The sequence below is a fragment of the Salmonella sp. 32010601201800023SM genome (assembly GCF_017572235.1).
GTDB classification, from domain to species: domain Bacteria; phylum Pseudomonadota; class Gammaproteobacteria; order Enterobacterales; family Enterobacteriaceae; genus Salmonella; species Salmonella enterica.
On sequence record NZ_JAGEQS010000004.1, the window covers coordinates 48,843 to 73,966 of the forward strand.

The 25,124-nt window shown below is 54.8% G+C and carries 24 protein-coding genes; 11 read left to right on the top strand and 13 right to left on the bottom strand.

The annotated features are described in order from the left end of the window. Positions 1-234 precede the first annotated feature (234 nt). Entirely contained in the window at positions 235-660 is a 426-nt protein-coding gene (gene nudI, locus J4617_RS13420; RefSeq protein ID WP_001249902.1) for a nucleoside triphosphatase NudI, read from the top strand. Positions 661-704: 44 nt separating this feature from the next. Here the strand turns inward: nudI and pmrG are convergent, their stop codons facing one another. Then, entirely contained in the window at positions 705-1,310 is a 606-nt protein-coding gene (pmrG, locus tag J4617_RS13425; RefSeq protein WP_017465977.1) for a lipopolysaccharide core heptose(II)-phosphate phosphatase PmrG, read from the bottom strand. Between the two features lie 298 nt (positions 1,311-1,608). On the opposite strand from pmrG, the gene arnB reads away from it, so the two are divergent. Genes arnB through arnF form a run of 7 tightly spaced genes read left to right on the top strand, consistent with a single transcriptional unit; the run spans position 1,609 to position 8,961 of the window. Beyond that, positions 1,609-2,748, top strand: a complete 1,140-nt coding sequence (gene arnB / locus J4617_RS13430) for a UDP-4-amino-4-deoxy-L-arabinose aminotransferase (protein ID WP_001279284.1) — start codon at positions 1,609-1,611, stop codon at positions 2,746-2,748. A gap of 2 nt (positions 2,749-2,750) precedes the next feature. Beyond that, positions 2,751-3,734 carry an undecaprenyl-phosphate 4-deoxy-4-formamido-L-arabinose transferase gene (gene arnC, locus J4617_RS13435; RefSeq protein WP_000458894.1) on the top strand — a complete coding sequence of 328 codons (984 nt, stop codon included), beginning with the start codon at positions 2,751-2,753 and terminating at the stop codon, positions 3,732-3,734. Then, complete coding sequence (arnA, locus tag J4617_RS13440; protein ID WP_208290698.1) at positions 3,731-5,713, top strand: bifunctional UDP-4-amino-4-deoxy-L-arabinose formyltransferase/UDP-glucuronic acid oxidase ArnA; 1,983 nt, start codon at positions 3,731-3,733, stop codon at positions 5,711-5,713. The genes arnC and arnA overlap by 4 nt, the downstream gene beginning before the upstream one ends. Further along, complete coding sequence (gene arnD / locus J4617_RS13445) at positions 5,710-6,609, top strand: 4-deoxy-4-formamido-L-arabinose-phosphoundecaprenol deformylase (RefSeq protein WP_000169766.1); 900 nt, start codon at positions 5,710-5,712, stop codon at positions 6,607-6,609. Before arnA ends, arnD begins: the two co-directional genes overlap by 4 nt. After that, entirely contained in the window at positions 6,606-8,252 is a 1,647-nt protein-coding gene (gene arnT / locus J4617_RS13450; protein ID WP_017465979.1) for a lipid IV(A) 4-amino-4-deoxy-L-arabinosyltransferase, read from the top strand. Before arnD ends, arnT begins: the two co-directional genes overlap by 4 nt. Next, positions 8,249-8,584, top strand: a complete 336-nt coding sequence (gene arnE / locus J4617_RS13455; protein WP_000580685.1) for a 4-amino-4-deoxy-L-arabinose-phosphoundecaprenol flippase subunit ArnE — start codon at positions 8,249-8,251, stop codon at positions 8,582-8,584. Before arnT ends, arnE begins: the two co-directional genes overlap by 4 nt. Then, on the top strand, positions 8,584-8,961 hold the full coding sequence (gene arnF, locus J4617_RS13460) for a 4-amino-4-deoxy-L-arabinose-phosphoundecaprenol flippase subunit ArnF (RefSeq protein WP_000538694.1): 378 nt from the start codon (positions 8,584-8,586) through the stop codon (positions 8,959-8,961). The genes arnE and arnF overlap by 1 nt, the downstream gene beginning before the upstream one ends. Here arnF and pmrD read toward each other — a convergent pair. The 9 genes from pmrD to J4617_RS13505 all read right to left on the bottom strand — a co-directional run bounded on the left by pmrD (position 8,956) and on the right by J4617_RS13505 (position 17,237). Continuing rightward, positions 8,956-9,213: a signal transduction protein PmrD gene (pmrD, locus tag J4617_RS13465; protein WP_000455132.1), complete on the bottom strand. Its 258-nt coding sequence runs from the start codon at positions 9,211-9,213 to the stop codon at positions 8,956-8,958. The genes arnF and pmrD overlap by 6 nt on opposite strands. Positions 9,214-9,310: 97 nt before the next feature. Continuing rightward, positions 9,311-10,678, bottom strand: a complete 1,368-nt coding sequence (gene menE, locus J4617_RS13470) for an o-succinylbenzoate--CoA ligase (RefSeq protein WP_000144667.1) — start codon at positions 10,676-10,678, stop codon at positions 9,311-9,313. After that, on the bottom strand, positions 10,675-11,637 hold the full coding sequence (gene menC, locus J4617_RS13475) for an o-succinylbenzoate synthase (RefSeq protein ID WP_017465980.1): 963 nt from the start codon (positions 11,635-11,637) through the stop codon (positions 10,675-10,677). The genes menE and menC overlap by 4 nt, the downstream gene beginning before the upstream one ends. Next, positions 11,637-12,494 carry a 1,4-dihydroxy-2-naphthoyl-CoA synthase gene (gene menB / locus J4617_RS13480; protein ID WP_000640013.1) on the bottom strand — a complete coding sequence of 286 codons (858 nt, stop codon included), beginning with the start codon at positions 12,492-12,494 and terminating at the stop codon, positions 11,637-11,639. The genes menC and menB overlap by 1 nt, the downstream gene beginning before the upstream one ends. Positions 12,495-12,508: 14 nt before the next feature. Then, a complete protein-coding gene (menH, locus tag J4617_RS13485; protein ID WP_017465981.1) occupies positions 12,509-13,267 on the bottom strand; it encodes a 2-succinyl-6-hydroxy-2,4-cyclohexadiene-1-carboxylate synthase in 759 nt (252 codons plus the stop codon). Continuing rightward, on the bottom strand, positions 13,264-14,934 hold the full coding sequence (menD, locus tag J4617_RS13490; RefSeq protein ID WP_017465982.1) for a 2-succinyl-5-enolpyruvyl-6-hydroxy-3-cyclohexene-1-carboxylic-acid synthase: 1,671 nt from the start codon (positions 14,932-14,934) through the stop codon (positions 13,264-13,266). Before menD ends, menH begins: the two co-directional genes overlap by 4 nt. An 85-nt stretch (positions 14,935-15,019) precedes the next feature. Further along, on the bottom strand, positions 15,020-16,315 hold the full coding sequence (menF, locus tag J4617_RS13495) for an isochorismate synthase MenF (RefSeq protein WP_000555674.1): 1,296 nt from the start codon (positions 16,313-16,315) through the stop codon (positions 15,020-15,022). Between the two features lie 100 nt (positions 16,316-16,415). Further along, entirely contained in the window at positions 16,416-16,721 is a 306-nt protein-coding gene (gene elaB, locus J4617_RS13500) for a stress response protein ElaB (protein WP_001522308.1), read from the bottom strand. Positions 16,722-16,775: 54 nt separating this feature from the next. Continuing rightward, positions 16,776-17,237 (bottom strand): GNAT family N-acetyltransferase, encoded by a 462-nt coding sequence (locus tag J4617_RS13505; protein WP_000568155.1) that lies wholly within the window; start codon positions 17,235-17,237, stop codon positions 16,776-16,778. Between the two features lie 60 nt (positions 17,238-17,297). On the opposite strand from J4617_RS13505, the gene rbn reads away from it, so the two are divergent. After that, positions 17,298-18,215 carry a ribonuclease BN gene (gene rbn, locus J4617_RS13510; RefSeq protein WP_000419093.1) on the top strand — a complete coding sequence of 306 codons (918 nt, stop codon included), beginning with the start codon at positions 17,298-17,300 and terminating at the stop codon, positions 18,213-18,215. 65 nt (positions 18,216-18,280) lie between these two features. Then, complete coding sequence (locus J4617_RS13515; protein WP_000368560.1) at positions 18,281-19,282, top strand: chemotaxis protein; 1,002 nt, start codon at positions 18,281-18,283, stop codon at positions 19,280-19,282. A gap of 40 nt (positions 19,283-19,322) precedes the next feature. On the opposite strand, the gene J4617_RS13520 is transcribed toward J4617_RS13515, so the two are convergent. Next, positions 19,323-21,104 carry a VWA domain-containing protein gene (locus tag J4617_RS13520; protein WP_017465983.1) on the bottom strand — a complete coding sequence of 594 codons (1,782 nt, stop codon included), beginning with the start codon at positions 21,102-21,104 and terminating at the stop codon, positions 19,323-19,325. 468 nt (positions 21,105-21,572) lie between these two features. Between J4617_RS13520 and J4617_RS13525 the strand changes: the two genes are divergently transcribed. Further along, positions 21,573-21,731 carry a DUF1877 family protein gene (locus J4617_RS13525; protein WP_106746827.1) on the top strand — a complete coding sequence of 53 codons (159 nt, stop codon included), beginning with the start codon at positions 21,573-21,575 and terminating at the stop codon, positions 21,729-21,731. Positions 21,732-22,108: 377 nt separating this feature from the next. Here J4617_RS13525 and nuoN read toward each other — a convergent pair whose 3' ends face one another. Both nuoN and nuoM read right to left on the bottom strand, forming a co-directional pair. Next, on the bottom strand, positions 22,109-23,566 hold the full coding sequence (nuoN, locus tag J4617_RS13530) for an NADH-quinone oxidoreductase subunit NuoN (protein WP_000156667.1): 1,458 nt from the start codon (positions 23,564-23,566) through the stop codon (positions 22,109-22,111). A 6-nt stretch (positions 23,567-23,572) separates the two neighbouring features. Continuing rightward, a complete protein-coding gene (nuoM, locus tag J4617_RS13535) occupies positions 23,573-25,102 on the bottom strand; it encodes an NADH-quinone oxidoreductase subunit M (RefSeq protein ID WP_017465984.1) in 1,530 nt (509 codons plus the stop codon). Positions 25,103-25,124: the final 22 nt, after the last annotated feature.

A 25,124-nucleotide genomic window follows, 5' to 3' on the forward strand; every position in this document is an offset into this window, starting at 1 on the left:
GGCAGAATTGTACTGCCAGACGCTGAGGAATCAATGCACTAAGAAACCATTCCAAAAACATATTGTAACGAAATACTACTTTCGCCATGACGCATCATTGCGCCATCACATGGTGACGCCTGCATCAACAGGATTAACAAAAAACGCAGTCTGCGTTATCGCTTCCATTTTTCACAAAGAATTTCGCAGAATGATTTGTTAAGCTGATGACCTGGTGGTTTAAGGAAGCGACTTATGCGTCAACGAACTATAGTTTGCCCATTAATTCAAAATGATGGCTGTTATCTGCTGTGCAAAATGGCCGACAACCGCGGCGTCTTTCCCGGTCAGTGGGCGCTGTCGGGCGGCGGGGTCGAGCCAGGCGAACGTATTGAAGAGGCGCTGCGTCGGGAGATTCGGGAGGAACTCGGCGAGCAACTGATTCTGAGCGATATTACGCCGTGGACCTTTCGCGACGATATCCGTGTTAAAACCTACGCTGATGGCAGACAAGAAGAGATTTATATGATTTATCTCATCTTCGACTGTGTTTCCGCTAACCGCGATATATGTATTAACGACGAATTTCAGGACTACGCCTGGGTCAAGCCAGAAGAACTGGCGCTGTATGATTTGAATGTAGCGACACGCCACACATTAGCATTGAAAGGGTTATTATAATGACGACAGCCGCTTCAGGCTGTCTTTACGCTTTTAACATGCGGCTAGCCGGGAACAAATTCACCATCTAAAAAGAGTTTTCCGTTTTCCGCATGCATAACGAGCGCATTAAGATAGTCCGGATCAAACTTTACGCCGCGCTTATTTTTTGCAATATACGTCAAACAATGATTATGGGTAAAAATGACTATATTTTTATTCTGCGACTTTTTCAGTAACGTATTGATTGAAGCATAAATACCGCTGCCGCAATCCATCATTTTTTTATCCACCGTAAGCGACCTGCCCGCAGAAAACCAGGTTGCCGACTGGATGGTGCGCACCGTATTACTGGAATAGAGATTGTAATTTTGTATATCGGCACTGAAGGCTTTACCCAGCGCTCTGGCATCTTGCGCACCCTTGACCGTAATCCCCGTGCTGTCTGACAGGCAGGTATTATCGGAACGATCGCACCGCTCGGCATGGCGGAATAACACGACTACCGGATGCTGCTTCGCCAGCGCCGCCAGCGCTTTACCGTTAATCTGCGGTAGACCGTTACCACTCCAGGCATGTTGTGAGGTCAACCCGGCGATAATAACCAACGCCCCCGCCAGAGTCGCGAGATAGCGTTTGTTTTTAATAAAGCGTAGGGTAAATGCCAGCACATTAACCTCTCAGGCAGACAGTGCAGCTAACTTAATAGCAATACGATTAAAATGAAATTCCGCAACGGAAGACCAGGCCAGAAACATAAAAACAGCTTTTGGGCATGCATAAAATGCCTTAAACTTTCGGCGAAAGCAAAGCATAATTCCGTTAAAAATTATCTTTTTACTTCACCTTAATTTCTTAATGTTAATTTAATATTCATCCAGTAGGGTTCAGCTAAATGCGTTAAAAAATAAGCCCTTTTCTATTGCCGAAATATTTGAAAAGCGGCTTTCAATGGCTGAAGGAAAAATGATGTCGGACTTTTTGCCTTTCTCCCGTCCGGCGATGGGCGCGGAAGAGCTTGCTGCCGTTAAGACCGTACTGGACTCAGGTTGGATAACAACCGGCCCGAAAAATCAGGAACTGGAAGCGGCGTTTTGTCGGCTAACTGGCAATCAATATGCCGTTGCCGTCAGTTCAGCCACTGCCGGTATGCACATCGCGTTGATGGCGCTGGGCATTGGTGAAGGCGACGAGGTCATTACACCGTCAATGACGTGGGTTTCTACGCTAAATATGATCGTTTTACTCGGCGCGAACCCCGTCATGGTCGATGTCGATCGCGATACGCTGATGGTCACGCCTGAACATATCGAAGCCGCGATTACGCCACAAACCAAAGCAATTATCCCCGTCCACTACGCTGGCGCGCCCGCCGATCTGGACGCTATTTACGCTCTTGGCGAGCGTTATGGCATTCCAGTGATTGAAGACGCGGCGCACGCGACAGGAACCAGCTACAAAGGTCGCCACATTGGCGCCCGGGGCACCGCGATTTTCTCCTTCCACGCCATTAAGAACATTACCTGCGCTGAAGGCGGTATCGTCGTCACGGATAACCCGCAATTCGCCGATAAACTGCGCAGTCTCAAGTTTCACGGGCTTGGCGTTGATGCCTGGGATCGACAGAGCGGGGGACGCGCGCCACAAGCGGAAGTCCTGGCGCCGGGCTACAAATATAATTTGCCCGACCTCAACGCCGCTATCGCGCTTGCTCAGTTACAGAAACTGGATGCGCTTAACGCTCGCCGCGCCGCCATCGCAGCGCAGTACCACCAGGCAATGGCAGACCTGCCTTTTCAGCCTCTGAGCCTTCCGTCGTGGGAGCATATTCACGCCTGGCATTTATTCATTATCCGGGTCGATGAAGCCCGCTGCGGTATTACCCGGGATGCTCTGATGGCATCGCTGAAAACGAAAGGCATCGGCACAGGGCTGCATTTCCGCGCCGCGCATACGCAAAAATATTATCGCGAACGTTTCCCAACGCTCACGCTGCCTGACACCGAGTGGAACAGCGAGCGGATCTGCTCACTGCCGCTCTTCCCGGACATGACCGAGAGTGACTTTGATCGAGTCATTACCGCCCTTCATCAGATAGCAGGACAATAAGCATGTTTGACGCCGCCCCCATAAAAAAAGTCTCGGTGGTTATTCCTGTCTATAACGAACAGGAAAGCCTGCCGGAATTGATAAGACGCACCACCACCGCCTGCGAGAGCCTGGGCAAAGCGTGGGAGATTTTATTGATAGATGATGGTAGCAGCGATAGCTCGGCGGAGCTGATGGTTAAGGCGTCCCAGGAGGCCGATAGCCATATCATCTCTATTTTACTCAACCGTAACTACGGTCAACATGCAGCGATTATGGCGGGGTTTAGCCATGTAAGCGGCGATCTTATCATTACGCTGGATGCCGATCTGCAAAACCCGCCGGAAGAGATCCCGCGCCTGGTGGCGAAAGCCGATGAAGGGTTCGATGTGGTAGGCACCGTGCGCCAGAACCGACAGGACAGCCTGTTTCGCAAATCGGCGTCAAAAATCATTAATCTGCTGATCCAGCGCACAACGGGCAAAGCGATGGGCGATTACGGCTGCATGTTACGCGCCTATCGCCGCCCTATTATCGATACCATGTTGCGCTGCCATGAACGCAGCACCTTTATCCCTATTCTGGCCAACATTTTCGCTCGTCGGGCTACCGAGATCCCGGTGCATCACGCTGAACGTGAATTTGGCGACTCTAAATACAGTTTTATGCGTCTCATTAACCTGATGTATGACCTGGTGACCTGCCTGACGACGACGCCGCTGCGCCTGTTGAGCCTGCTGGGCAGCGTTATCGCCATCGGCGGGTTTAGCCTGTCGGTATTGCTTATTGTACTTCGCCTGGCGCTGGGGCCGCAGTGGGCGGCGGAAGGCGTATTTATGCTCTTTGCCGTCCTGTTTACCTTCATCGGCGCGCAATTCATCGGTATGGGGCTGCTGGGCGAATACATTGGTCGCATTTATAACGATGTCCGCGCCCGCCCCCGCTATTTTGTTCAACAAGTTATCTACCCGGAAAGCACGTCGTTTACTGAGGAAAGTCACCAATGAAAGCCGTTATTTTTGCCTATCACGATATGGGATGTCAGGGCGTGCAGGCCGTACTGGATGCAGGATATGAGATTGCCGCGATTTTCACTCATGCCGACAATCCTGCGGAAAACACCTTTTTTGGCTCCGTCTCCCAGCTGGCGGCAGAATTAGGGATTCCGGTTTATGCGCCGGATAACGTAAACCATCCTATCTGGGTCGACCGCATCGCTGAGCTTGCGCCGGATATTATTTTTTCGTTCTATTACCGCAACCTGTTAAGCGAAGAAATTCTGCACCTCGCCCCGGCTGGCGCGTTCAATCTGCACGGTTCTCTATTGCCTGCCTATCGTGGCCGTGCGCCGCTAAACTGGGTTCTGGTTAACGGCGAAAGCGAAACGGGCGTAACGCTGCATCGTATGGTCAAACGTGCCGACGCCGGAGAGATTGTCGCCAGTCAACGCGTTGCTATTGCGCAGGACGATGTTGCGCTTACCCTGCATCATAAGCTATGCCAGGCCGCGCGCCAGTTGCTTAATAGCATCCTGCCCACCATGAAATGCGGCGATATACCTTCTGTTCCCCAGCGTGAGTCTGACGCTACGTATTATGGTCGCCGCAGGCCGGAAGATGGCCTTATCGACTGGCATAAACCGGTTTCCACTGTGCATAACCTGGTGCGGGCGGTAGCCGCCCCCTGGCCCGGCGCGTTCAGCTATAACGGCTCGCAAAAATTCACTATCTGGTCTTCCCGAATTTGTCCGGATGCGCAGGGCGCGCTTCCCGGCTCGGTAATTTCGGTCTCTCCGCTGCGGGTCGCCTGCGCTGATGGCGCGCTGGAGATTATTACCGGCCAGGCCGGAGACGGCATTACTGTACAGGGCTCGCAGCTTGCACAGACGCTTGGTCTGGTGGCGGGCGCGCGTTTGAACCGTCCACCAGCGACCAGCGGTAAACGTCGCATTCGCGTTCTCATCCTCGGCGTCAACGGTTTTATCGGCAATCATTTGACCGAACGGTTACTGAATGAAGAGAATTACGAGGTCTACGGTATGGATATCGGCAGCAACGCCATTAGCCGATTCCTGCTCCACCCTCGATTTCATTTCGTGGAGGGAGATATCAGCATCCACTCAGAATGGATCGAATATCATGTCAAAAAATGCGATGTCGTACTGCCGCTGGTAGCAATTGCAACCCCGATTGAATACACCCGCAACCCGCTGCGCGTCTTTGAACTTGATTTTGAAGAAAACCTGCGGATTATCCGTTATTGCGTGAAATACCATAAACGCGTGGTTTTCCCGTCTACCTCTGAAGTGTACGGCATGTGTACGGACGCCTCTTTTGACGAGGACAAATCGAATCTGATCGTCGGGCCGGTGAATAAGCCACGCTGGATTTACTCCGTTTCCAAACAGCTTCTCGACCGGGTGATTTGGGCTTATGGCGAAAAAGAGGGATTGCGCTTCACGCTTTTCCGTCCCTTTAACTGGATGGGGCCGCGGCTGGATAGCCTGAACGCGGCGCGTATCGGCAGTTCACGCGCGATAACGCAGTTGATTCTGAACCTGGTAGAAGGGACGCCGATCAAGCTTATCGACGGTGGTCAGCAGAAGCGCTGTTTCACCGATATTCGCGATGGGATCGAAGCATTATTCCGCATTATTGTGAATGATGGCGATCGGTGCGATGGCAAAATCATTAATATCGGCAATCCTGACAACGAAGCCAGTATTCAGGAACTGGCGACGCTGTTGCTCGACAGTTTTGATAAGCATCCGCTGCGCTGCCATTTCCCACCGTTTGCCGGTTTCCAGGTCGTCGAAAGCCGTAGTTATTACGGCAAGGGTTATCAGGATGTCGCACACCGGAAACCCAGTATCGACAATGCCAGGCGCTGTCTGGGCTGGGAGCCGTCTATTGCGATGCGTGATACGGTTGAAGAAACGCTGGACTTCTTTCTGCGCAGCGTAGATGTCGCGGAACGCGCATCATGACGAAAGTCGGTTTACGCATTGATGTTGATACCTTGCGAGGAACGCGTGAAGGTGTTCCCCGGCTGCTGGCGACATTGCATCGCCACGGCGTTCAGGCCAGCTTTTTCTTCAGCGTCGGGCCGGACAATATGGGACGTCATCTTTGGCGTCTGATAAGACCGCGATTTTTATGGAAAATGCTACGTTCAAACGCCGCCTCGCTCTACGGTTGGGATATCCTGCTGGCCGGCACCGCCTGGCCGGGAAAAAATATCGGCAACGCTAATGCCGGGATTATTCGTGAAACGGCAACATACCATGAGACGGGACTACATGCCTGGGATCACCATGCGTGGCAGACTCACAGCGGCCACTGGAGTATCCGCCAGCTTGAAGAAGATATCGCGCGCGGCATAACGGCGCTTGAGGCCATTATCGGAAAACCCGTCACCTGCTCAGCCGCGGCCGGCTGGCGAGCGGATGGGCGCGTTGTTCGTGCGAAAGAGCCGTTCAACCTGAGGTATAACAGCGATTGCCGTGGAACCACCTTATTCCGTCCGCTACTGATGCCGGGCCAGACAGGGACGCCGCAAATCCCGGTCACCTTACCCACATGGGATGAGGTTATCGGCCCCGCCGTTCAGGCGCAGTCGTTCAATACCTGGATTATCTCCCGTATGTTGCAGGACAAAGGCACGCCGGTATATACCATCCATGCGGAAGTCGAAGGTATTGTCCATCAGCCGCTGTTTGAAGATTTGCTCGTTCGTGCACGTGACGCGGGGATCACCTTTTGTCCTCTGGGCGAACTGCTGCCGACATCGCCTGAGTCTCTGCCGTTGGGGCAAATTGTACGTGGGCACATCCCTGGCCGTGAAGGTTGGCTGGGGTGCCAACAGGCAGCGAGCGCCTCATGATGAAATCGATACGCTATTATCTGGCTTTCGCCGCATTTATCGCGCTCTACTATGTTATTCCTGTCAATAGCCGCCTGCTCTGGCAGCCGGATGAAACGCGCTATGCCGAAATAAGTCGGGAGATGCTGGCGTCTGGCGACTGGATCGTGCCGCATTTTCTGGGATTACGTTATTTTGAAAAACCGATAGCCGGTTACTGGATAAACAGTCTGGGTCAGTGGCTTTTTGGCGCTACCAATTTTGGCGTGCGGGCTGGCGCTATTTTGACGACATTACTGGCCGCAGCGCTGGTGGCGTGGCTGACGTTCCGCTTATGGCGGGATAAACGTACCGCGTTGCTCGCCTCCGTTATCTTTCTCTCCCTCTTTGCCGTTTACAGTATCGGGACGTATGCGGTACTCGACCCGATGATCGCCCTTTGGCTTACGGCCGGGATGTGTTGTTTCTGGCAGGGGATGCAGGCCACGACCCGAATGGGCAAGATTGGGATGTTTTTGCTACTGGGCGCAACCTGCGGTCTGGGTGTATTAACTAAAGGCTTCCTCGCCCTGGCCGTACCGGTGGTGAGCGTGCTGCCGTGGGTTATTGTCCAGAAACGCTGGAAGGACTTTTTGCTTTACGGCTGGCTGGCGGTCTTGAGCTGCTTTGTGGTTGTCCTTCCCTGGGCGATCGCCATTGCGCGACGCGAAGCCGATTTCTGGCATTACTTTTTCTGGGTGGAGCATATCCAGCGATTCGCCATGAGCGATGCCCAGCATAAAGCCCCTTTCTGGTACTATCTGCCGGTACTGCTCGCGGGAAGTTTACCGTGGCTGGGGTTACTGCCTGGCGCGCTTAAACTGGGCTGGCGCGAGCGAAACGGCGCATTCTATTTGCTCGGATGGACGATCATGCCGCTTCTCTTTTTCAGTATTGCGAAAGGGAAACTGCCCACCTATGTTCTTTCCTGTTTCGCACCGATAGCGATACTCATGGCGCGCTTCGTCCTGCATAACGTAAAAGAAGGCGTCGCCGCGCTACGTGTCAACGGCGGGATCAACCTGGTGTTCGGGTTAGTCGGGATCGTCGCGGCGTTTGTCGTCTCCTCATGGGGCCCGCTGAAATCGCCGGTGTGGACGCATATCGAAACCTATAAAGTTTTTTGCGTCTGGGGCGTCTTTACTGTTTGGGCGTTTGTGGGCTGGTATAGCCTCTGTCATAGCCAACAATACCTATTACCCGCGTTTTGTCCGCTGGGACTGGCGCTGCTGTTCGGCTTTTCCATCCCCGACAGGGTGATGGAGTCCAAACAGCCACAGTTTTTTGTCGAAATGACCCAGGCGCCTTTGGCATCAAGCCGCTATATTCTTGCCGACAACGTCGGCGTCGCCGCCGGGCTGGCCTGGAGTCTGAAACGAGACGATATTATGCTCTACGGACACGCGGGCGAACTCAGGTATGGTCTTAGCTATCCTGATGTGCAGGATAAATTCGTTAAAGCCGACGATTTTAACGCCTGGCTCAACCAGCATCGTCAGGAGGGCATTATTACGCTAGTACTTTCAATAGCCAAAGATGAAGACATCAGCGCTCTTTCCCTTCCCCCTGCGGACAATATTGATTATCAGGGGCGTCTGGTGTTAATTCAGTATCGGCCTAAATGATCGGCGTCGTTCTGGTGCTTGCCAGTCTGCTCAGCGTTGGCGGTCAGCTCTGCCAGAAGCAAGCGACACGGCCATTGACGGCGGGCGGACGTCGCCGCCACCTGATGCTGTGGCTGGGCCTGGCGCTGATATGCATGGGTGCAGCGATGGTGCTGTGGCTGCTGGTGCTACAAACCCTGCCGGTGGGAATTGCTTACCCGATGTTGAGTCTGAATTTTGTCTGGGTCACGCTGGCAGCCTGGAAAATCTGGCATGAACAGGTTCCGCCCCGCCACTGGTTGGGCGTCGCATTAATTATCAGCGGCATTATCATTCTGGGGAGTGCGGCATAATGGGCGTAATGTGGGGACTGATAAGCGTTGCGATTGCCTCCCTCGCCCAGTTGAGTTTAGGATTCGCCATGATGCGACTGCCATCGATAGCGCATCCACTGGCGTTTATTTCCGGGCTGGGCGCATTTAATGCCGCGACCCTGGCGCTATTCGCCGGTTTGGCGGGGTATCTGGTTTCCGTCTTCTGCTGGCAGAAAACATTACACACGCTCGCGCTCAGCAAAGCCTATGCGCTGCTGAGTCTCAGTTATGTGCTTGTCTGGGTAGCCTCAATGTTGTTACCCGGTTTGCAAGGCGCTTTCAGCCTAAAAGCGATGCTCGGCGTATTGTGCATTATGGCGGGGGTAATGCTGATTTTTCTGCCCGCCAGATCATGATGGCTTGCGCGTCAACCGCTGCCATTCGTCGCAGGAATAACAGCGTGCATCAACGATTTTTAAGGTCTGGTGTTTTTCCCGATTAATACAATACTGCGCATCCTGTAAAGGCGACAGGATATCGCCGGGACTCAGTAATATCATGGAATTCGCCTCGGCGATCATTTTTAGCGAACCGCCGCTATCGCACAGCACCAGAACATGGCACGCCCTCTTTTTGACATAATGCGATTTCTTAACCAACCATTCCATAGCGCCCCCGTTTCACGCTGATTGTTCATAACACGTTACACATCAACGGATAAACAAAACGGCAATAGCGATGGAATGGTTGTATATTAACCTAACATTAATTTTTACAGTTCTCACACACCCACTGCTGGAGCGCACGGCGAGATATTTTAATCCCTCCGTTTTTCAGTTCTGACGGCATCGTCAACCAGCGAACCGGCTGTTGAAAACGCGCCAGCTTATCACGAACCCATTCAGCGAGGTTCACGTCTCCGGCCTGCGATGCATACTCCACAACCGCAACGGGACGATGACCAAACTCTTTATCTTCTACCGGCACGACGAAGGCTTGTTGCACCAGCGGATGCGCATTAATAACGCGTTCGACTTCCTCCGGCTGAATGCCTTCGCCGCCGCTAAAGAACAGGTTGTCCAGCCGCCCGGCGATGGTTAGCCTGCCGTGGTTCAGCTCGCCGCGATCGCGCGTGGCAAACCAGCCTTCGTCATTAACCAGCGGGATCAGTTTGCCATCACGCCAGTAACCTTCCGCCATACTGGCGGCGCGCAGCCAGACTTCATTATCGACGATTCTGATCTCTCTGCCGGGAAGCGGCGCGCCAACATCATCCGAACCATCGGCCTCTTTGGCGCATACCGTAGACGCGAACTCCGTGAGCCCATACCCGCACCAGCAGCGAATCCCTTGTTTGCTGGCCTGGTCGGTGAGTTCAACCGGAATCACCGCGCCGCCGAGCAAAACGGCTTTCAGCGTCACCGCCGCCCGATTCGCCAGCAACCGCCATAGCTGCGTCGGCACCAGCGAAGCATGAGTACACCCTGCCAGCATCTGCTCCAGCGGTTGCTTATCGCGTACCGTCATGCGCGCCCCGGCGAAGAGCCAGCGCCACATAATACCCTGCCCGGATACATGAAACAGCGGCAGCGATAGCAGCCAGTCATCCTGAGGGCCAAACGGCATTAGCGAAAGCACTCCCTGCGCGCTGGCAAGATGCGCCTGGCACGTATGTACGGCCGCTTTTGGCAATCCTGTGGAACCCGATGTCAGCGTCATGGAAACCAGACGCTGCGGTTGCCAGTCCACAGCATACGCCGCTGTGCTCTTTTGTATCTGCAACGCGGTTAATCCGGAAAACGCGTTTTCGCCTTCCAGTGTCAGCGCAAAACGCAGCGTTAACTTCGGCACCAGCGCCTCCAGCAACGTCTGGGGCAACTGCGGATTGACGGGCAGAACCCGCGCGCCGCACTGCATCAGCGCAAGCCATGCCAACAGAGTGCGCGGCTGATTCCCGGCGCGCAGCAGGACACCGTCGCCCTCGCGTACGCCCTGCGCGGCAAACCCGCCCGCCAGCGCATCAATACGCTCACAGAGGGCGCGCCAGCTTAGCACTTCATCGTTCAGGCGCAGAGCGGGCGCCTGGCTGCGAACCTGACGCCAGTGGCGCCACGGCCAGTCCGTGAATGTCATAACAGTCGTTCCAGCTCATCACGCTTCAGACAAGGCAACGCGCTACCGGGCCAGGGGCGAACCTGTTGCGCCTGCATCAGATGCAAGGTATCCAGTCCGGGCAGCGTTCCCGGCGTCAACCAGGCGGCAATCCGCGCCAGTTGCGTCAGGCCGAGGCTGGACTCGATGGAAGAGCTGATAACCACCGTCAGTCCCAACGCATGGGCGGCAGCGACTTGCTCACACACTTTATCAAGCGATCCGGTCAGCGTAGGTTTGATAACCACAGCCCTGACGCCCTCTTCGGCTTCAAAGGTGAAATCCGCTTCGCGCAGACTTTCGTCCCAGGCAATCGCGATGCCGGTTTCACGGGCAAAGGCGCGGGAATCATCCCGCGTCTTACACGGTTCTTCGAGAAAGGCGATACGAGCGCGGTAATCCGGATTAACGTACTTTGCGAACTGTTGGGCTTTTAGCGGCGTCCAGGCGCGATTCGCATCCAGACGCAGATGCAGATCCGGGATCGCCTCCAGCAGCAAATTAACCACCATGCCGTCGCGTACCGCTTCATAAAGACCCACTTTGACCTTAGCGATTTTCTCGCCGGGCATATCGGCAAGCCGCAGCACCAAATCGTCAGGATCGCCAGTGCATAACGGCGCAGCGCGATAGTCCGCCGCCTCCGGCAATACGCCTGTCAGTTCCGCCAGCGCGCAGCTTGCGCCAAACGCGACCGAAGGCATCTCCGGTAATCCCTCGCTCCCCTGAAGCCAGTCGTTCACCCACGTCAGGAGCGCCGTCTGCGCCTCTTCCCACGTTTCCTGACTGAAGCCCGGCAGCGGAGAGATCTCTCCCCATCCCTCACGCTCGCCGTCACGCAGACAAACATACAGCCCGTCGCGAGTTTTTAACCGCCTGTCGCGCAGAACCACCCCCGCGTCCATGGGGATCTGCCAGCGGTATACCTGCGCGCTACGCATTATGGGTTCCGTTTGAATTTGCTGAAGTCAGGCTGACGCTTCTGGTTAAAGGCGTTACGGCCTTCCTGCCCTTCTTCGGTCATGTAGAACAGCATGGTAGCGTTGCCCGCCAGCTCCTGCAGCCCGGCCTGACCGTCACAATCGGCATTCAGCGCCGCTTTCAGGCAACGCAGCGCCATCGGACTGTTTTGCAACATTTCGCGGCACCAGCGCACGGTCTCTTTTTCCAGATCCGCCAGCGGAACGACGGTGTTAACCAGCCCCATGTCCAGCGCCTGTTGCGCATCGTACTGGCGGCACAGGAACCAGATTTCACGCGCTTTCTTCTGACCAACGATACGCGCCATATACGAAGCGCCCCAACCGCCGTCAAAGGAGCCGACTTTCGGACCGGTCTGGCCGAAGATGGCGTTTTCCGCCGCGATGGTCAGGTCGCACATCATGTGCAGCACATGACCACCGCCGATGGAGTAACCCGCGACCATCGCGACAACCGGTTTTGGACAGGTGCGAATCTGGCGCTGGAAGTCCAGCACGTTCAGGTGATGCACGCCGGAGTCATCCTGATAACCGCCGTAATCGCCGCGCACCTTCTGGTCGCCGCCCGCGCAAAACGCTTTATCGCCTTCGCCGGTCAGAATAATCACGCCCACGTTGTCGTCGTAACGGGCATCCGCCAGCGCCTGAATCATCTCTTTGACGGTCAACGGACGAAATGCATTGCGCACCTGCGGACGATTAATGGTGATTTTTGCAATACCGTCGGTGGATTTTTCATAACGAATGTCGGTGTAACCCTCCGAGCAGTCGTGCCATTCTACCGGTGCGTAAAGCATTGTTTCATCAGGATAGATCATAGTGTGTCCTTTAGTCAGAGACGCAGAATCTGAGCCAGACTGTCTACCACGCCAGCGGGGTTTTCCCGATGCGCGTTGTGTCCGGCGTTACGAATAACATGGCATGTCGCCGCCACTTCCTGCGCCAGGGCGCGGAATTTGCTGTCGCGTTCGCCACATAAATAATAAAACGGAAATGCCAGCGCGTTGAGCGCCTCGCGTAAATCCGGCTGGACGGCAAGCGATGTCGCCTCCAGCATCGCAGCCAGCGTTTCGCCGTTATTCTGGCTACGCAGCGCCGTCAACGTCTGCCTTTGCTGCGCCGTCAGCGAGGCGAACACCGGCTGCTGATACCAGTCGTGAAAAACCTCAGTCAGGGGTTCACGACGAAAACGCTCTGCCCAGCGCCCGTCGGACAATCGTCTTTCAGCGCGCGCCTGTTCATTTTGCAGCCCCGGATGACCGCCTTCGACCACCAGGCCGCACAGGCCTGGTATTCCCTGGCAGGCTGCCATCATCGCCACCCGGCCGCCAAGAGAGTATCCCACCAACCAAAACTTTAGTATGTTGTAACTAATTAACGTAGCGCGCAGTAATCTGATGACATCGGCAAAGCCGCCGACCGGAATAGCCGTAGATCCGCCATGTCCCGGTAAGTCAATATAGAGCCGCGAACAGCCGTGAAACTGTTCGCCAACCGGCTGCCATTCGCGGCAATCGCCAGAAAAACCGTGCAGGAAAACCAGCGAGGGCGCCCCAGGCTGTCCGGGCATGTGCTGCGCGTGCAACATCATAGATGGCTTACCTGAGCCAAAAGTTGCTGCAACGTCTGCGCGCCGTCCGTATCGTTTACCACCAGCTCAATCACCGTTGCCGCCGGGGTTCGCCACGCGCCAGCCAGCGCAGACTCCAGTTCTTCCCAGTTTTCCGGGCGATGATAGCGCAGGTTAAACATGGCAGCCGCATGGTCAAAATGGACGTTTTGCGGCATCAAATAAAAGCGCTCGCGTTTGCTTTGCGGCGTCGGCAGCAGGGAAAAGATCTGCCCGCCGTTATTGTTGACCACAATCAACACAAACGGCGCGGATACCTGACGTAGTAACGCCAGCGCGTTAAGATCGTACAGCGCGGATAAATCGCCGACGATAGCCAACGTCGATTTGGCGCTGGCGCGCTGCACGCCCGCCGCAGTGGAAAGCAGGCCGTCAATGCCGCTCGCCCCGCGATTGCTGTATACCGGATAGCCGGCCGGCAACTGCGACAGCGCGTCGATCAGACGCACCACCAGACTATTGCCCACGAACAATTGCCCCTGCTCCGGCAGATAGTCGCGGATACGGTGCGCCAGCTGCGCTTCGCCAAAGGTGTCTCGCTGCGCGACCACCCGTTGCCACGCCAGTTCCGCCAGACGCGGGATCTCTACACACCACGGTTTACGTTTTTCCGCCGGATGCAGTTCCAGCCAGTCGGCGATTTTCGCTACCAGTCTGCGTCCACGATGGTGCGCAGGGTCCAGACGACCTTCAATATTGTCGATTACCCAGTACTCTTCCGGCTCGCAGGTTGCCTGCCATTGCAGTAAGCGTTTTCCGGTAAGGCTACTGCCAAGCTGGACGACAATCTGCGCCTGCTGCAGTTCGGTCACCGCTTTGGCGTTGCCGAGCCACAGGTCGGCGCACGGCAGCGGCTGCCCGGTTTGCGACAATACGTCGCCAATTAATGGCCATCCCAGATTTTGCGCCCACTGCGCCACTTTTTTGCCTTCTTCCGCGCTCATACGCCCGGCGACAACGACGCCGCGTTTTTGTCGCCAGAAGAACCAGTCGCGCTGTTTGTCGCTTGCCAGTCGACGCGCTTCGCGCAGCCAGGGTTTTTCATCCTGCCACCAGTCGCCGAGACGCTGCTGCCAGACCAGACCGGTGTCATTCATATCGCCATACAGCGGTTCGGCAAAAGGACAGTTAATGTGCAGCGCGCCCGCATGAAGCATGGCGAGCGCATTGTCGATGGTCGACACCAGCCAGCGCGCCGGAATATCCTGCGTGGGACGCGGCAACGACAGAGTTTGGGAGGGGTGCGAGGCAAACATCCCCGCCTGACGGATCGCCTGGTTGGCGCCGCAGTCAATCAGCTCCGGCGGGCGATCGGCGGTAAGTAAAATGAGCTTCTCGCCCGTCAGACCCGCCTCAATCAGCGCCGGATAGAGGTTCGCCACGGCGGTACCTGAAGTGACAATAACGGCAACCGGCTGTTGGCTGACTTTCGCCAGCCCTAACGCCAGATGACCAAGCCCACGCTCATCAAAGTGCGTATGGTGAATAAAAGCAGGATTCTCTGCCGCCGCCAACGTGAGCGGCGTGGAACGGGAACCAGGGGCGATACAAACATGCCTGACGCCATGACGGGTTAAGGCTTCCAGGATGACCGCCGCCCAGCGCCGGTTAAATGCACTTACTGACATGAGTTTGTCCGGTATCAATCATTGGGACTAAGTATAAAGAGCTGCAAAAATGGATTATTGATATGGGTCGGGAATATGTGACTCATTACGCATCCATCTGCAATAAGGTACGTAACCCGGCCGCTTTATTATCTATTTCCTGCCATTCCTGTTCCGGATCGGAGCCGCGGACGATTCCCGCGCCGGCATACAATCGCACCACATTGGCCGTCACTTTGGCTGAACGTAACGTCACGCAAAACTCACTTTGCCGCGTGGAGAGATAGCCTGCCGACCCGGCATACCATTCACGTTCGAACGGCTCATGTTGTTCTATAAAACAACGCGCGGGTTCACGAGGGATCCCGGCGACCGCTGCGGTAGGCTGTAACTGGTGCAGGCAGAGCGTGTCGTCCGCCTGATTAAGCGCCGTCCAGATACAGCGGCGCAAATGCTGTACCTTGCGCAGTCTGAGCACCTGCGGCGGCAGCACATCCAGCGAGTGGGTGCAGTTTTGCAGTCGCTGGCAGATGTCTTCGACAACCAGCATATTTTCTCGCTGGTTTTTATCGTCTTTCATTAACCATTCGCCAAGCTGCCAGGCTTTATGGTTATCCGGATGGTTCGCCACCGTCCCGGCCAGCGCTTCGGTACGCAGCGCCGTTTCACGCCGCCGCCAGAGCCGCTCCGGCGATGATCCCAGAAAGGCGGTATCGGCGGAAAAGGCCATAAAAAAGTGGTAGCAGTTGAGATTTAAACGACGACTGGACGCCATCATCGCGGCGGCATTGACCGGACGGGAGAATTGTAAGTCGGTGGCCCGCGCCAGCACAACTTTATCAAACGCCTCTTGCGCAATGGTGTGGGTGGCCTGCTGAATCAGCTTCACCCAACCGTCTTTGTCCGGCCAGTGTTGTTCGCTCGTGAGCGAAAGGCGTAGCGCCGGAACAGGCTTAATGCCGACCAGAGAAGCGAGAAACGCTTTCGCCTGGCGCGCATCATCGCGTAGCGAAACGTCACTGTGCAGATGTAAGCGTAAGGTCGCCGTACCACCGCTACGTCGCCACTCCAGCCGCGGCAGCAATAAGTAGCCCTCTTTCGGCTCGAACGCATTCAGCCCCCAAATACGCAGGTCAGGCTGCGCGTGCTGACGTAAAAACCGTTGCGCCAGATCGAGCGATGAAAATACGGTGATGGCCCCGAGAACGGCAGCTTCTTCGTCGCCATTGCGCTGTTGCCAGTAGAATTGCGGAAAGGATGACTGGCTGGCCAGCCAGCTCAATGCATCGAAGGCATCGTTTAAAGGGAAAGGCGCATCGAAAACGCAAAGCCCTGGCGTCGCCGGTATCTCTTGCGATAGCTGACGCGTCAGATTTTCCAGCGCAGTAGTAATAGAATGCACGCGGACCCTCCCTGTTAAAAACCCCACATTATACGGGGTACTGCCCTAAAAAAGCAGTACCTCATTTAGGGAGGGTTGCAATTCTGTTCAGTGGGGGGATTTAGCGCCGCGCCAGCAGCAGTCCAAGCACCAGTCCTACCGCCGCGCCTACGCCAATACCCTGCCAGGGTTTTTCATGAACGTAGTCATCCGCTTTATAAACGGCCTGCTTTGCCCGGTAATAATAGCTATCCGACGCATGGCTTACGCGGTTTTTCACCTCTTCCAGCGCTTGTTCCGCGCGGGCTTTCAGCTCAATGTATTTTTGATCGGCGGGATCGCCTGAGGAACGTAAAACCTCTTCCAGCGTTTCGCTGAGCAAAGTCAGATCATCATCAACACGTGATTCACCAAATTGATATGACATTCTCATTCTCCGTTGTGTTAACACCTGCTCCTAACTATAGTCAACGGTTTCGGTTTATGCCTGATGAACCTCCCGCGCCATTCCCCGGTGCGGAATGCCGTCTTCGTCATAAACATCGGTGACGGGAATAAAACCAAACCGCGCATAAAAAGGTTGCAGATGCGCCTGCGCACCCAGATATAGCGGCTTATCCGGCCAGTGCCGCCCACAAGATTCCAGCGTTTTCGCCATTAATTGCTGGCCCAGTTTCGCCCCTCGCCAGGCATCGCTGACGATCACCCGGCCAATAACAACCGGGTCTGATTCGTTATCGCTTTTCAGAATCCTCGCATACGCCACCAGCTCATCCTGATGCCAGCCCAAAATATGACGATTGTCGCCAACTAAATCATCGCCATCCACATCCAGGTAAGGACAGCGCTGTTCTACCACAAAGACCGCGCAGCGCAATTTGAGTAACGCGTAAAGTTGAGGAACGGTAAGTTCGCTATGGTGGAGATCCTGCCAGTCAATCATGATGCGCTCCTGTGTTGTGGTAATCTTGGGTTAAACGATAACCAAACGTGTATGGACAAGATGGAATTAATTTTTTTAGGTACGTCCGCAGGCGTTCCCACGCGCTCACGCAATGTAACGGCAATTTTATTACATCTGCAACATCCAACGCAGCCGGGAGTATGGCTTTTTGATTGCGGCGAAGGGACACAGCATCAAATGCTTAATACCGCGTTTCATCCCGGTAAGCTTGAGCGCATTTTTATCAGCCATCTTCACGGCGATCATCTGTTTGGCCTGCCGGGTCTGCTATGCAGCCGGTCGATGGCGGGGAATCCCCATCCGCTAACCGTATACGGACCTCAAGGCGTGCGTGAGTTTATTGCAACCACACTGCGCCTTAGCGGTTCATGGACCGATTTTCCGTTGCAAATTGAAGAAATTAGCGCAGGCGATATTCTTGACGACGGTCTGCGTAAAGTGACCGCGTTCAGGCTGGAGCATCCACTGGAGTGCTACGGATATCGCGTTGTTGAACATGACAAGCCTGGCGCGCTGAATGCCAGGGCGTTAAAAGCCGCAGGCGTTACGCCCGGCCCGCTGTTTCAGGCGTTGAAGGCAGGAAAAACCGTCACGCTTGCCGATGGAAGGCAGATCAATGGCGCCGACTACCTTGCTCCCGCCGTGGCCGGGAAATCAGTGGCGATTTTCGGCGATACCGCGCCCTGCGAGGCCGCCCTCGCGCTGGCGCAAGGCGTGGATGTGATGGTCCATGAAACCACGCTGGATGCGTCAATGGAGGAGAAAGCCAACGCTCGCGGACACAGCTCCACCCGTCAAACCGCGACGCTGGCGCGGGAAGCTGCCGTCGGTCGGCTGATCATGACCCATATTAGCTCACGCTATGACGATAAAGGCTGTCAGCGCTTACTGGCGGAATGCCGCGCTATTTTCCCGGCGACGGAGCTGGCTTACGATTTTTCTGTTTTCCCGGTTTAGCGCTCCATTTTTTGTCCTCATTGCCGATAACACTAAAAAAGGCAGGCTTTCATAATGAGGTTAGGATGGACAATTTTCAGAAAGATATTGATGACAGGGCCAATTTAACCCTGTCCAACCGTTTTGAACTGCTGTTATTCCGTCTTGGTACATCGCTGCATGAACAGAAGTCAGAGCTGTTCGGCATCAATGTATTTAAGCTGCGCGAAATCGTACCAATGCCCGCCTTTACGCGCCCGGCAGGCATGAAAGCGCCGCTATTGGGCATGGTCAATATTCGGGATCAGGTCATTCCGGTGATTGATTTGCCAGCGGTAGCGGGCTGCAAGCCGGAAACCGGGCTGAATATTTTGCTGATCACCGAATATGCGCGCAGCGTACAGGCATTTGCCGTCGAGTCGGTGGAAAATATTATGCGTCTTGACTGGCAACAGGTGCATACCGCCGAGAAAGCCGTCAACGGTCGCTACATCACCAGTATTGCCTGCCTGGATGACAACAAAGAAACCAACAACCTGGCGCTGGTGCTCGACGTTGAGCAGATCCTTTATGATATTGTCCCCTCCAGCCACGATCTGCGCGCCACCAATCTGAAGACCAATAAATTTTATATTACCCCAGGCGCGGTAGCCATTGTGGCGGAAGACTCCAAAGTCGCCCGCGCGATGCTGGAAAAAGGGCTGAACGCGATGGGAATTCCGCACCAGATGCATGTGACCGGCAAGGATGCCTGGGAGAGAATCCAGCAACTGGCGCAGGAAGCGGAGGCCGAAGGTAAGCCAATTAGCGAGAAAATCGCGCTGGTCCTGACAGATCTTGAGATGCCGGAGATGGATGGCTTTACGTTAACGCGTAAAATTAAAACCGATGAACGGCTGAAAAAGATCCCGGTCGTTATTCACTCTTCCCTTTCCGGCAGTGCCAACGAAGATCATATACGTAAAGTGCAGGCCGACGGCTACGTGGCCAAGTTTGAGATTAACGAACTCTCTTCGGTCATTCAGGAAGTGCTGGAGCGCGCAGCAACAAACAGCCAGGGACCACTGATCAGCCGCAAAAGCGCCTGACGTAACAGGGGATGCCTACAGTACAGGCATCCCCTGACGCTTAGTGAGACAAGCCTTCCGCCAGTTTTACCAGTTTAATAAACTCCGCGCGATAGCCTTGTTTATCTTCCCCGCGCGCCTGTTCACCCCATTTAATAATTTGCGGCCAGGTCGTATCTGCCAGCGTTTCTGAGCCACGCAGTTTTTGCCCGAAAGCCGCTACCGCCGCGCGGAAACGAAAATCTTCAGAGGCGTCAGCAAAGATCGGCATTTTTCCCATAACGACCGGGAACTCGGCTAATGTACTTTCGCTGCCCTGCGGCGCTTTCCAGCGCAATTTGATCCACGCCAGCTCGCTTGATTTTGTTGGCTTTGAGGCGGCTTTGTCCTGAGCGTAGCGCAGTTTATCCACCGAGGCTTTCTGCCCGTTAAGCGTCAGTTCAAAGAATAGCGTGACGTGTTTACCCGCGCCGATATCACCGGCATCAACCTTATCGTTATTGAAATCCTCGTCGCGCAGTTGGCGTTTTTCATAACCAATCTGCCGGTACTCAGTCACCCACTGCGGATTAAATTCGATTTGCGATTTTACATCTTTGGCAACGGTGACCAGCGTTTGATGCATTTCATCCTTGAGGACTTTTTGCGCCTCGGAGAGGGAGTCGATGTAGCTGTAATTGCCGTTACCCACATCAGCAATTCTCACCATCATGGCTTCGTTGAAATTGTCATCGCCGACGCCCAGCGTAGATAAGGTAATACCTTTCTCGCGCTCTTTTTTTACCAGCGCTTCGATGTCTTTGGGATCGGTAATACCGAGGTTAAAATCACCGTCGGTGGTCAACAAAATGCGGTTAACGCCGCCTTTGATAAACCCTTTTTCGGCCTGCTCGTAGGCTAGTCGTAATCCCGCTTCACCACCGGTACTCCCGTAAGCATCCAGATTATCAATTGCCGCTTTAATCGCGGTTGTGTTATTTCCCGCTGTAGACGCAAGCGCGACGTGAGTGCCGCCCGCGTAGGTCACAATCGTGATGTTATCCTGCGCACGCAGATCGTTCACCAACAGTTTTAGCGCCGACCGGATCAACGGCAGGCGTTCCGCTGGCTGCATAGAGCCGGAAGTATCAATGAGAAAAACCAGGTTGGCAGGTGGCAGATCTCTGGTCTGCATGTCCCGGGCCTGAACATCAACTTTTAATAGCGTACGCTGCGCGTTCCACGGCGAGGGAGCCAGTTCGTATTTAACCGCAAATGGCATCGGTATACAGGCCGCAATGGGTTTAGTATTATCCTGCTTATCCGCAACGGGCTGAGGCGCGGGAAAATAATTGAGCATCTCTTCTACCCGCACGGCTTCCGGCGGCGGCAGTTGTCCCTGATTCAGAAAGCGCCGCACGTTAGCGTAGCTGCCAGTGTCTACATCCAGACTAAACGTGGCGAGCGGCGCCTGACTTACCTGTTTAATCGGATTTTCATCGTAGTGTTCGTAACGCGCGGTCCCCATTACATTACCGCCTTGTGCAGCGAACGCTTTTGGTGCCGCGGCACGTGTCTGCATTACATATTGCGGTGCTTCGGCTGTTGCCAGAGATGCCGCTTTGGCATCTGCCAGGGCTTTGGCTTCAGCATATTCGGCTGCTTTTTTCGCAGCCTGTTGGGCGGCCTCGGCTTGTCTTTTCTGGACAGTGTCATCCCCGGCCTGAGCGCTATTTTCTTTCTGGATAGTCCGCTTCTGTTTTAACTCAGCCGGATTATTTCCCTGCGGGTCGGAGGGCTCCGGCCCACAGCCCGAGAGAATAACCCCACCCAACAACAGCATTAATGTTTTTCCGTTAAGCATACAAATTCCTTTTCAATTATATTCGGGTAATTCTCTGCAGATGTCCTGCATTATATTCCGCTTTACTTTTATTATCAGCATGACGAAAGTAGAAAATAATTTTACCTGCGTTAATAGCCACCAATAATAAAAAAGATAATTATATTTTTGAGGTAAATAATATTTACGTTTAAGATGAACGGCTTAATCAGTTGCTGGCGTTCGACCCACAGATTCTGCGTGAAGAACACTATTTACAGGTGACCGATTTACCAAAAGTGAATATATAAGATGGGGGACTATCTGCACTGTGCCCTCGCCGATACTTCCTTTTACAACCCACCAAACAGCAATCCATTAAGCCGTGCCGACACTCACGTTATTGATGGAAAGATATTATATGCTGCCGTCACATGAAATAATGAACTGAGCGCGATCGGACGCCTTGAAAAACGCTGACAGAAATACACTTCAGATCAAATTTTTCCCATTGAAGTCGATGAGATAAACATTTATCCGGGAAACGGGTCACGAAAACAGTTGGGAGAGTTGTTCCACTGCCTGATGCAAGAAATGGACAAACTGCTGAGTTTTTATCAGCGATGCCTGAGAAATGACAGTCACGTTATAATTTTTATAGCGGAGTAATGGGCCATATGTTTAACACTTCGACAATTATTGTGAATTACCCATATGAAACCGCTGGCGCTTACGGAACCGCCCAACATCCGGCTCTTCGTTCGTCGGGACGTGTTGGGTATGAATTTGGGTTAGCTTCGCTCCACCCAACCTACGCCACTAATACAACGTTGATGCCGGATAGCGACTACGCCTTATCCGGCATCTGGTTCTGTGTTCGTTGAAAAAGTGTTGGGTTTCGGCTACGCCTCACCCAACGAGTCTATGGTCTCTATGCGTCACAGGTTTTCATAAGTTGGATGCAATCCAACATTTAGAGGCTCAGGTATTGCTCATCAGCCTCAACCGCCGATAAATCGGCGGTTATTGACATCATCAACGCGGCATTACATCAGCGGCATCGCCAGTTGCACAAGGCTAATCAGCGGCTGCGGCCAGACGCCCAGTACCAACACCAGCAACGCGGAGATCAGCACCACGATACCGCCTGCGCTGTACTGCCAGTTTGTCGGCGCGTCGCGTCCCGGTTGCTGCGGCGCGTGCAGGTAGAGACTCACCGCAACGCGCAGGTAGTAGTACAAACCAATCGCGGAACCCACCACCACGGCGGCGACCAGCCACCACAGGCTGGCCTGAACGCCGACCGCCAGCACGTAGAATTTGCCGATAAAGCCCAGCGTCATTGGGATACCTGCCAGCGACAGCATCATCACCGTCATCACCGCGGCAAGAACCGGACGGTGCCAGAACAGACCACGGTAAGAGTACAGGGAGTCGGCATCCGGGCCGCGGAACGGGCTGGACATCAGGCTGACCACGCCAAACGCGCCGAGGCTGCTGAACAGATAACCGGCCAGATAAACGCCTACCGCTTCCATCGACATCTCGCCGCTCTGCAGGGCAATCAGCGCCACCAGCAGATAGCCGAGGTGAGAGATAGAAGAGTAACCGAGCAGACGTTTGATGTTGGTCTGGCTCAGCGCCATCAGGTTACCGAAGATGATAGAGGCAAAGGCGATAATGCCCAGCACCACGCGTACCGCTTCGCTGTCGCCTACCGGCGCATAGAGGAACAGACGCATCACCACGCCGAAGATAGCGATTTTGCTCGCCGTCGCCAGGAAGGTAGAAACCGGCGCAGGCGCGCCCTGGTAAACGTCTGGCGTCCACAGGTGGAACGGCACCAGAGAGAGTTTAAAGCCCAGACCGACAATCATCAGGCCAAAGCCCGCCAGCAGCAACGGCTCGTGCAGCATACCATCGCCGAGGCTCTTACCGAGCGCTTCGAAAGACAGGTTGCCGGACTGCGCATAGACCAGCGCCATCCCGAACAGCAGGAAAGACGAGGCGGCGGCGGAGAGGATGGTGTATTTGATACTGGCTTCCAGCGAGCGTTTCTGGCGGAAAGCATAACCAATCAGGCCGAACAGCGGCAGTGAGATCAGTTCAATACCGAGGAACAGCGCCGCCAGATGGTTGGCGTTCGCCAGCAGAATTCCGCCCAGGCTGGCGATTAACACCAGCAGGTAGAACTCTTCCTGGTTATCGTTATAGCCTTCCAGCCACGGGTAGGCAAAGGTACAGGTGGCGAGGCTCGCCAGCAGCACCAGCCCGGTGTAGAGCATCGCAAAGCCGTCAACGCGCATCAGCGGCGTGACGTCCATTGCCCCGGCCTGGCCGACAAACCAAAGCGAAACCAGAGCAGCGTTAAGCCCAATGACCGACAGCGTGGCATTGAGGAAGTGATTGCGTCGCCACGCAATGGAGAGCATCACAACCACCACCGTCAAGCCGACGATCAGCAGCGGTAGCAGCGCAATCAGGTGTTGTGGAGTTATTGTCATGGCGATTTACGGCCTTGTAGTAGTAACGGAATTAACAAACCACTGCTGGATGTTGCTCATCGCAGAATGCGAGGTATCCAGAATCGGCTGCGGATAGAAGCCAAGCAGTACCAGAAGCACCACCAGCAACAGAATGATAAACAGCTCGCGCAGCGACATCCCTGGCAGTTCTACACTGGCAATCTGGCTCTTCGCCTTACCAAAGTAAGCGCGATGCAGCATCGCCAGCGAGTATACAGAGGCGAATACCAGCCCAAAGGTGGAGATCACGGTAATCACCGGCACCACCTGGTAGCTGCCGAACAGAATCATAAATTCGCCGACAAAGTTACCGGTGCCCGGTATCCCGAGCGTCGCCACCGCAAAGAACATGGACAGCGCAGGCAACCATTTCATTTTGCCCCACAGGCCGCCCATCATACGCATGTCACGCGTATGCAGACGTTCGTACAACTGGCCACACAGAATGAACAGACCCGCCGCGGACAAACCGTGCGCAATCATCTGAATCACCGCGCCCTGGTACGCCAGTTGGCTGCCGGTGTAGATAGCGATCAGCACGAAGCCCATGTGGGAAACGGAGGTATAGGCAATCAGGCGCTTGATGTCGTATTGGGTAAAGGCCATCCACGCGCCGTAGAAAATGCCGATAACGCCCAGCCACATGGCGATAGGCGCAAACTCCGCCGACGCGTTCGGGAACAATGGCAGGGAGAAACGCAGCAGACCGTAAGCGGCGGTTTTCAGCAAGATACCGGCCAGGTCGACGGAACCGGCGGTCGGCGCCTGGGAGTGCGCATCCGGCAGCCAGCCATGCAGCGGAACCACCGGCATTTTCACCGCGAAGGCGATGAAGAAGCCCAGCATCAGCAGATATTCCACACCGTGGGACATCGGCGTATTCAGCAGCTCTTCATAGTTGAAGGTCCACACGCCGGTCGCGTTGTAGTGCACAAAGACCAGCGCCAGGATGGCAATCAGCATCACCAGACCACTCGCCTGGGTGTAGATGAAGAACTTGGTCGCCGCCGTGATACGCGTTTTCCCGTCAGAAGCTTTGTGGCCCCACAGCGCTATCAGGAAGTACATCGGCACCAGCATCATTTCCCAGAAGAAGAAGAACAGGAACATGTCGATGGCCAGGAACACGCCGATAACGCCGCCTAAGATCCACATCAGGTTCAGGTGGAAGAAGCCCTGATATTTTTCGATTTCTCGCCAGGAGCAAAGCACCGCCAGAACGCCGAGCAGGCCGGTCAGCACCACCATTAGCAGCGACAGTCCGTCGAGCGCCAGATGGATAGAGATGCCAAAACGCGGGATCCACGGCAGGACAAATTCAGATTGCCACTGTGGAATACCGGCGGATTGCGTCAGTGAGTAGCCGCCCTGCAACCACAATTGCAGACCGAGCGCCAGCGTCAGCCCCATGGTAATCAGCGCTATCCAGCGCGGCACCTTCACGCCAAAGCGTTCGGTCTGCCAGCACAGAAAGCCGCCGATAAAGGGAATCAATATTAGCCAGGGTAGTAACATGGCGATTTTTATTCCTTTTTAA